The organism is Aminobacter sp. P4_H6_2, assembly GCF_056400805.1.
This window is the reverse complement of sequence record NZ_JBFUKO010000210.1, coordinates 1-8,184: the sequence shown is the minus strand read 5'-3', so window position 1 is coordinate 8,184 and position 8,184 is coordinate 1. Positions and strand designations below refer to the sequence as shown.

The 8,184-nt window shown below is 61.4% G+C and carries 7 protein-coding genes; 2 read left to right on the top strand and 5 right to left on the bottom strand.

The genetic code is table 11. The features are described from left to right. The coding region (locus tag AC1DUU_RS16030; RefSeq protein WP_476784401.1) for a DinB/UmuC family translesion DNA polymerase at positions 1-642 on the top strand (642 nt) is incomplete at its 5' end. 25 nt (positions 643-667) lie between these two features. Here AC1DUU_RS16030 and AC1DUU_RS16025 read toward each other — a convergent pair. The 5 genes from AC1DUU_RS16025 to dnaE form a co-directional block, all read right to left on the bottom strand. Beyond that, positions 668-976 (bottom strand): hypothetical protein, encoded by a 309-nt coding sequence (locus AC1DUU_RS16025; protein ID WP_476784400.1) that lies wholly within the window; start codon positions 974-976, stop codon positions 668-670. Positions 977-1,021: 45 nt separating this feature from the next. Then, positions 1,022-1,699 (bottom strand): L,D-transpeptidase, encoded by a 678-nt coding sequence (locus tag AC1DUU_RS16020; RefSeq protein ID WP_476784399.1) that lies wholly within the window; start codon positions 1,697-1,699, stop codon positions 1,022-1,024. 31 nt (positions 1,700-1,730) lie between these two features. Further along, on the bottom strand, positions 1,731-2,684 hold the full coding sequence (locus tag AC1DUU_RS16015; RefSeq protein ID WP_476784398.1) for an ABC transporter substrate-binding protein: 954 nt from the start codon (positions 2,682-2,684) through the stop codon (positions 1,731-1,733). 104 nt (positions 2,685-2,788) lie between these two features. Then, the gene (locus AC1DUU_RS16010; RefSeq protein WP_476784397.1) at positions 2,789-3,799 is read right to left on the bottom strand and encodes a methyltransferase; all 1,011 of its coding nucleotides are present in this window, start codon (positions 3,797-3,799) and stop codon (positions 2,789-2,791) included. A gap of 184 nt (positions 3,800-3,983) precedes the next feature. Continuing rightward, positions 3,984-7,514 (bottom strand): DNA polymerase III subunit alpha, encoded by a 3,531-nt coding sequence (gene dnaE / locus AC1DUU_RS16005; protein WP_476784396.1) that lies wholly within the window; start codon positions 7,512-7,514, stop codon positions 3,984-3,986. A 221-nt stretch (positions 7,515-7,735) separates the two neighbouring features. Between dnaE and AC1DUU_RS16000 the strand changes: the two genes are divergently transcribed. Then, on the top strand, positions 7,736-8,184 hold a 449-nt coding region (locus AC1DUU_RS16000; protein ID WP_476784395.1), incomplete at its 3' end, for an alcohol dehydrogenase catalytic domain-containing protein.

Below are 8,184 nucleotides of genomic sequence, written 5' to 3'. Positions count from 1 at the left end.
GGCAAGGCGTTTGCCGCGACGCTCGAAAGCGATGGCATCCGTTCCATCGGCCAATTGCAGCGCATGGATCGCGGCGACCTGATGCGCCGCTACGGCACAATGGGCAGCCGGCTCTTCCATCTGTCGCGCGGCCAGGACGACAGGCAGGTTTCGCCCGACCAAGAGGCCAAGAGCGTTTCTGCCGAAACCACCTTCGACAGCGACCTCGCCTCGTCGGCTGACCTTGTGCCGGTGCTGCGGGCACTGTCGGAAAAAGTCTCGGCCCGGCTGAAGAAAGCGAAAATCGCCGGCCGCACGGTCGTGCTCAAACTCAAGACGCAAGACTTCAAGACAAGGACACGCAACCGCCAGCTTGCCGACCCGACACGGCTTGCCGACCGCATCTTCCAGACCGGCATGCAATTGCTGGAGAAAGAGACCGACGGCACCAAATATCGCCTGCTCGGCATTGGCGTCAGCGACCTGTCGGACGACGAACGCGCCGATCCGCCTGATCTTGTCGACACCCAGTCGCGCAAGCGTGCTCTGGCCGAAGGCGCCATGGACGCCTTGCGCAACAAGTTCGGCAGAACTGCCGTCGAGACAGGCTATACGTTCGGCAAGGGCCGAAACGCCCATCCRCCCGAGCCGCTGGAAGAGTAACCACCGCGACCCGATTTAGCCCTGCTCAGGCTGCCTTCTGCACAGAGCTCACGACGCCCATGTTATCAACGACGCATGTATAGCGTTGGCCCGATGCATTGAGTTCGACCTGGTATCTGGTGGCGTCGAGCGTGGACGAGCCTACCGGCAGTACTTTGCTGCTGTCGACGCCGGCCTGTGTTGCCGTTGCGGTGGCACAAGTCAGTTGCAGGTCCGCCGGCGCGGTCTGCACAGTTGTCCGTGCCATGTTCTGCGGCTCGGGTGCGGTGGAGGAGCAGCCTGCGACCGCAAAGCCGATCAGCAAGCCAGTTCCGGCAAGAAAAGCTGTTCGCATGATATCCCCTCATTCGACGTGCTTATTGTTATTAGATGACGGCGCTTACACCCCCTTGTAGAGCGCAGCCCCCTGCATCAGCACCACGACCTTTGCCCCGACCTGGACCTGCGAGTACAGGTCGACGATGTCGTCATTGTTCATGCGGATACAGCCGGACGAAACGTCGAGTCCGATCGTCCAGGGTTCGGGTGTGCCGTGGATGCGGTAGATGGTGTCCTGATCGCCCTGGTAGAGATAAAGCGCACGCGCACCGAGCGGATTGTCGGGACCGCCGGGCATGCCGCCGGCAAATTTCACGGCGTTCGGATCACGCGCCACCATTTCGGCCGGCGGTGTCCAGGTCGGCCATTCGGCCATGCGCCCGACACGCACGATGCCGGCCCAGCCAAAACCATCGCGGCCAACGCCGATGCCGTAGCGCACGGCCTTGAGCCCAGGCAGCACGAGATAGAGGAAGTGCTGGTTGCCGTCGATGATGATCGTTCCCGGCTTCTCAGCGGTGCGGAAGTCGACGACCTGGCGCCGGAAAGCGTCGGGAACCTGGCCATGGGCGGCGTAGTATTGCCGCGCTTTTTTGCGATCGTAGTTGATCCACTTGTGCGTCTTGGGGTCGAATATCTGCGTCTGATCGGCCAGCGCCAGTGTCGTACCCAGTCCGATAGCCACGGAAAGTGCAACGGCCTGACCCAACTTTCCACCTAGACGCGATATGCCTGTCATTGAGCTTGTCCCCGTTTGCCGCTTGTCCGGCCTACTGCAACCATGCCTTGACGCGATCCTCGTGGGTCGCCACCCATTGCTCCGCAAATTTCGCTGGATCCTGCCGTTCGACTTCGATGGCGTAACTCATCGCGGTCACCTCGTCGGCGGTGAAATCAATATTGTCGAGGAACTTGGCGACCTGCGGCAAGCGTTTGGACAGGGACGTTGCATAAGCGACGCTGAAGCTTGACGGCTTCCAGGCCACGGGCGCGTCTGACTTCGACAGCCACATCGGATCGTCCGCCTGCAATACGATGTTCCATTTCGCTGCATCGAAAGGCGGCTCGCTGAGCTGCTTGAGCTGATGAAGTTCGAACACGTGATGCGGGCTGTAACAGTAGAAAACGATCGGCTTGTCCGTCGCAGCCGCTGCGTCGACAGCCGACATGGCCACCTCCTCGGGCATTTCGAGCAGCGTCATGGTGTCGGCATAGCCATAGCTCTTGGCGTGAATGCGCTCGACATCGGTCGACAGCCAACCACGTGCGCCAATCCACATCTCGCCCTTGCCGTCGCCATCGGTGTCGAAGACCTTGGCCTTGGCGGGATCCTTCAAGTCCGCAACGTCGTGAATGCCAAAGTCGTCATAGGTCTTCTGCGTGACGCAAAGCCCTTGGGTCGCCGCCACGTTGCGCGAGCTGAGATGGACGGTTCCGCGTTCGGTGCTGAATCTCTGGATGAGCTGGTCGAAATTCGGTTGCCACACTTCAGGGTAAACATCGACCGCCCCTGAATCCATGCCCGTGAAGGCGATCATCGTCCCCATCTCCTGGACGTCGACCTTGACCTGAAGGGATTTTTCGAGCGCGGCCTTGATGATGTTTGCGGACGCCTGTCCGGAAGGCCAATTGGGCATCGCCACGACCAGATCGGCAGCCGACGCCTGGAGGGCTCCTGCGAAGATCGCAGCTGTAGTGCAGACACCACGCAATAGGGGCTTCATATCGTCCGCCTGCTTCGTTTCCGCTGACAGGCAGGATTTATTCTTATCAAGGCCAAGTCAAGCCGAGTTCCTCGACAATCGGTAGGCGCGAAAAATCGATGGCTTCAGATAGGCTCCCCTTCGATGACGCTGATGCGCGGACCGGCAGCGATCGTTCGCGTCAGCCTGAAGCCGGAGGCGTTGAAGAGTTTCGCAAATTCTTCGGCGGTCCTCTCCTGCCCTCCCGGCGCCACCAGCATATTGAGGTCGGCGAACTTTGCGCCCGCGCCCTCGTTGGGCGGGGCCAACACCGCCTCCAGTACCAGCAGATTTCCGCCTGGCCGCAACGCACGGCGGCAGCTTTTCAGGATTGCGATGGAACGCTCGTCGTCCCAATCATGCAGGACCGATTTCATGAGCTGTACGTCTGCCCCATCGGGTACCGCTGCAAAGAAGTCACCGCCGACAATTTGGCACCGATCCGCGACCGAGGCGGCCTGAAGCGTAGGAAGCGCACCAGCAACCACCTGCGGCTGGTCAAACAGGATGCCTCTTGGAGCAGGATTGCGGGAAAGTATTTCGGCGAGAAGCGCGCCCTGCCCGCCGCCGATATCCATAACGACCTCGAACGGGCTGAAATCATAGGCGGCAAGCACCGCATCGGCCACCAGGCGCGACAACGCGGTCATGGCCCGGTCAAAGATCACCGACTCCTCGGGATGCTCCGCCCGATACTGCCAGACTCCCATGCCGTGCGCGTGATGGAAGGCGTTCTCGCCGGTGCGCACGCTATGCAGCAAGTCGCTCCACGCCTGCCGATAGTAGGATCTCTCGACAAGGCGCGCCCAAGGCGCAACAGATTGCGGCGCATCGGAGCGCAGGCCCGACCCAAGCGCGGTCAGCGAGAAACGACGGTCATCTCCTTCACGCAAGACGCCAACCGAAGCCAATGCGCGCAGCAGCCGGTAAAGCGCCTGTGGATGGGAATGCGTTGCCGCGGCGAGATCGTCGCTGGTACGGCTAGCGTCTTTCAGCTGATCAGCGATGCCCAGTGCTGCTGCAACGCAGATTGCCTGGGACACCTGGTATCCATTGACCATCTGCAGGAGTTGATTGGCGGCGGCATTCTCGTCCATGACGATACTCCTGCTTCAAACATGAGCAAAAGCTAAAGTACCAGCACAGGTTGCTGTCCGCAACGCGCCCTCAATTGGCATCGGCAAAGAACCTTGTTCGACGTGCCGATCCCGCCGCAGCCAGATCCGGAGGCGGGTGCAATGCCGCGGGCAGAGCGTCCGGCGCTATGGCCAAGTCGCGCGACTAGACCAGTTCAACCTCAACAACACCCGGTACGGCCCGCATCGCAGATGCGATCGACGGCGTGATGCGATAGCGATTGGGCAGCTCGATCTCGATCTCGCCTTGCGCCTCGCCCTTGAGCACGATGAAGCTGACCTCGCCCTCGCCGCGCACGGTCAGCTGGTTGGACAGCATGTTCAACGGAGCTGCGTCGCGCACGAAGATGCGCAGGGTCTTTTGCACCCGGCTTGCTTCGTCCTCAAGCGACTGCACGGTCTGGATGCGCAGATTGACACCCTCCGGGCGGTCTTCCGCTGCCACCGTAATGACCACAGACCTGCCTGGCTCAAGCAGGTCGCGATATTGCGCCAGCGCCTCCGAAAACAGCACGGACTCATATTGCCCGGAGACGTCGGAGAACTGGATGACGCCCATCTTGTTGCCGGTCTTGGTCTTGCGCTCCTGCTTGGTCGTGACAGTTCCGGCGAGGCGACCGGCAGTCGCGCCACGCTTCACGGCGGCGGCAAAATCGGTCCAATTCTGGACACGCATTTTTTCGAGCGCCGACTTGTATTCGTCGAGCGGATGCGCCGACAGATAGAAGCCGACGACCTGGAACTCGCGGTGCAGGCGATCGGCCGGCAGCCAGGCATCGGCCTGCGGCAGGTGCAGCACCGGCGCCTGGCCAGAAAAAGCGCTGCCGAAAATGTCGGACTGGCCAAGCGTGGCGTTCTCATGCGCCAGCGAAGCCAGGCCMATCATCCGCTCGATGCCGGCCATCAGCGCTGCGCGCTCATAGCCGAAGCAGTCGAAGGCGCCGGCCATGATCAGGCTTTCAAACACACGCTTGCCGACGATCTTGGGGTCGATGCGCTCGCAGAAATCGGCGAGACTGGCGAAAGGCTTTTCCGTACGCTTGGCAACGATGTGCTGGACCGCGGCCTCACCCACGCCCTTGATGGCGGCGAGAGAGTAGAAGATCTTCTTTTCGCCGACCTCGAAGTCGCGGAAGCTGGTCATGACAGACGGCGGCACGACGTCGATGCCGAGGCGCATGGCGTCCTGGCGGAAGTCGTTTAGCTTGTCCGTGTTGGACATATCGTAGGTCATCGACGCGGCGAGGAACTCGACCGGATAATGCGCCTTGAGATACGCCGTCTGGTAGGAAACGATGGCGTATGCAGCGGCGTGCGACTTGTTGAAGCCGTAGTCGGCGAACTTGGCGAGCAGATCAAAGATGGAATTGGATTGGGGCTTGGAGACGCCTTTTTCCATCGCGCCGGTGACGAAGCGCTCGCGCTGCTTGTCCATCTCGGCGCGGATCTTCTTGCCCATGGCGCGACGTAGAAGATCGGCTTCGCCGAGCGAATAGCCCGACAGCTCCTGCGCGATCTGCATCACCTGTTCCTGGTAAACGATGACCCCTTGGGTCTCCTTCACCAGATGGTCGATCATCGGATGGATCGAGGCGATCTCCTCGTCGCCATGCTTGCGGGCGTTGTAGGTCGGGATGTTCTCCATCGGGCCGGGACGATAGAGCGCCACCAGCGCGATGATGTCTTCGACGCGGTCGGGTTTCATGCCGATCAGCGCCTTGCGCATGCCGGCACTTTCAACCTGGAAGATGCCGACGGTTTCGCCGCGCGACAGCATGGCATAGGTCAGCGGATCGTCGAGCGGGATCAGCGCCAGGTCGATGTCGACACCACGCCGGCTGATGAACTGCAGCGCCTTCTGCAGCACCGTCAGGGTCTTCAGGCCAAGGAAGTCGAASTTCACCAGCCCGGCCTGCTCAACATATTTCATGTTGAACTGGGTGACCGGCATGTCCGAGCGCGGATCGCGGTACATCGGCACCAGTTCGGACAGCGGCCGGTCGCCGATGACGATACCGGCGGCATGGGTCGACGCGTGGCGATAGAGCCCTTCCAGCTTTTGTGCCATGTCGAGCAGCGTCTGGACGATCGGCTCGCGCTCGGCCTCTTCGGCGAAACGCGGTTCGCCCTCGATGGCCTGGCCAAGCGTCACCGGATTGGCCGGGTTCTGCGGCACCATCTTGCACAGCTTGTCGACCTGGCCGTAGGGCATCTGCAGTACACGGCCGACGTCGCGCAGCACGGCGCGCGCCTGCAGCGTTCCAAAGGTGATGATCTGCCCGACCTGCTCGCGGCCATACTTGCCCTGGACGTAGCGGATCACCTCTTCGCGGCGGTCCTGGCAGAAGTCGATGTCGAAGTCGGGCATCGAGACTCGGTCGGGATTGAGGAAGCGCTCGAACAGCAGCGAAAAACGCAAAGGGTCGACGTCGGTGATGGTGAGCGCATAGGCGACCAGCGAACCGGCACCAGAACCACGCCCGGGGCCGACGGGGATGCCTTGCATCTTTCCCCATTTGATGAAGTCGGCAACGATCAGGAAGTAGCCCGGAAACTTCATGCGCTCGATGATGCCGAGCTCGTATTCCAGCCGCTCGGTATATTGCTCTGGTGTGTAGCCTTCGGCCAAGCCCCGCGAGGCGATGCGCATGGCAAGCCCCTGATGGGCCTGCCGCGTCAGCTCCTCAGCCTCGGCTGCAACCGCGGCAGCCGCATCGGCGATGTCGCCACCAGTGAAGCGCGGCAGGATCGGATCGCGGTTCTTGGGATAATAAGAACAGCGGCGGGCAATCTCGATAGTATTGTCGATCGCCTCAGGCAGATCGGCAAAAAGCTCCGCCATCTCCTTCTGTGACTTCAGAAAATTATCGGGCGTCAGCCGTCGGCGATTGTCTTCGGCGACCACCGAACCCTCGGCGATGGCGATGAGCGCGTCATGCGCCTCATAGTCGGCGCGCGCCGGGAAAAATGCCTCGTTGGTGGCCACCAGCGGCAGATAGTGGCGATAGGCAAGCTCGATGGTTGCCGCCTCTACAACGCGGTCATAGCCGGCCAGCCGTTCAAGCTCGACATAGAGCCTGTCGCCGAATAACGCCTTCAGGCTCAGCAGGCGGCTTTCGGCGAGTGCCGCGTGGTCACTCTTGATCGCAGCTCCGATCGGTCCGCGCGGCCCGCCGGTCAGGCAGATGATGCCTTCGGCAGAAGCTGCAAGCCAATCGAGCGTCGCATGGACCGGATCACCGGGCGGCGTCTCCAGATAGAGCCGACTGACCAGCCGCACGAGATTGGCGTAGCCGGTCTCGGTCGCGGCGATCAGCACGACAGGGAACAGGACGAGCGCCTGCTTCCAGCCATGGCTGCGCTGGGTGTCGTCGCCGCCATCTGCAAAGTCGATATCGACCTGGCAACCGATCAGTGGCTGTATGCCGTCCTTGGTTGCCTTCTGGGCGAATTCGAGCGCACCGAACAAATTATTGCTGTCGGTAACGGCGATCGCTGGTGCCGCATCCTTTGCGGCATGGGCGACGACCTTGTTGAGCGGCAAGGCACCTTCAAGCAGCGAATAGGCAGAATGGACGCGAAGATGAATGAACATCCGCGCCGAAACCTCTGGCTTTTCTGCATTTTTCAACGCTTCGCGCTTGAGCGGATCGCGTGGGAGCCTGTCACTCGACATCGAATCGTTTGCCTTGCAAGGGAGATTTCGGCCGCCATGTTCCGCCACACCCGCTGCCATGTCCATCCCGCAAGGGGTCGCGCTGGCAACGGCTTGTGGAGTATCATCGCGGGCGCCGCTTTACGACCGCTTTGCGTCGCCTTCGCGGTTGATCGCCTCGGCAAAACCTGAAACCTTGCCGCCGAACTTTTGCCCCTGATTTCTCTTGAAGGAACATCGCCATGAAAACCCGCGCCGCAGTCGCCGTTGGAGCTGGAAAGCCGCTCGAGATCATGGAGGTTGACCTCGAGGGGCCGCGCGAGGGCGAGGTGCTGGTCGAGATCAAGGCGACCGGCATCTGCCACACCGACGAATTCACTTTGTCGGGTGCTGACCCCGAAGGCATCTTTCCTGCCATTCTCGGCCATGAGGGTGCGGGTGTCGTCGTCGACGTCGGCAAGGGTGTGACCTCGCTCAAGAAGGGCGATCACGTCATCCCGCTCTACACGCCTGAATGCCGCACGTGCCCGTCGTGCCTGTCGCGGAAAACCAACCTCTGCACCGCGATCCGCGCGACGCAAGGGCAAGGCTTGATGCCGGATGGCTCGAGCCGCTTTTCGATCGGCAAGGACAAGATCTTCCACTACATGGGCTGCTCGACCTTTTCGAACTTCACCGTGCTGCCCGAGAT